The organism is Neisseria sp. P0021.S006 (assembly GCF_051956895.1).
Genome location: NZ_JBQCWZ010001165.1, coordinates 1 through 473 on the forward strand (window position 1 = coordinate 1; position 473 = coordinate 473).

The window sequence follows — 473 nt, forward strand, 5'->3', positions numbered from 1 at the left end:
GGATAACCCTATAAAAAGGCCGTCTGAAATACTCAGACGGCCTTTTGTTTGCTCAGGCAAATTAAATATCGTATGTGGTTGAAGCGGTATCGCCGCCCTTGCCTGTCCAGTTGGTATGGAAGAACTCGCCGCGCGGTTTGTCGGTACGCTCGTAAGTGTGCGCGCCGAAGTAGTCGCGTTGCGCTTGCAGCAGGTTGGCCGGCAGACGCTCGGAAGTGTAGCCGTCAAGGAAGGTAATGGCGGAAGCCATGCAAGGCATCGGAATACCGTACTCAATCGCTTTGGCCACCACTTTACGCCATGCAGGCAGACAGGTTTCCAACACGCCTTTGAAATAAGGATCGGAACCCAAGAATACCAAATCAGGATTGGCTTCGTATGCGTCACGGATGTTGCCCAAGAACGCGCTGCGGATGATGCAGCCTTCGCGCCACAAGAGGGCAGTATTGCCGTAATTCAATGCCCAATCGTGG

General features: G+C 53.5%; 1 pseudogene. It reads right to left on the minus strand.

The features are described 5' to 3' along the window. Window positions 1-61: 61 nt before the first annotated feature. A pseudogene (locus tag ACTHUM_RS19275) lies at window positions 62-473 on the minus strand (NADP-dependent phosphogluconate dehydrogenase); the annotation flags it as partial.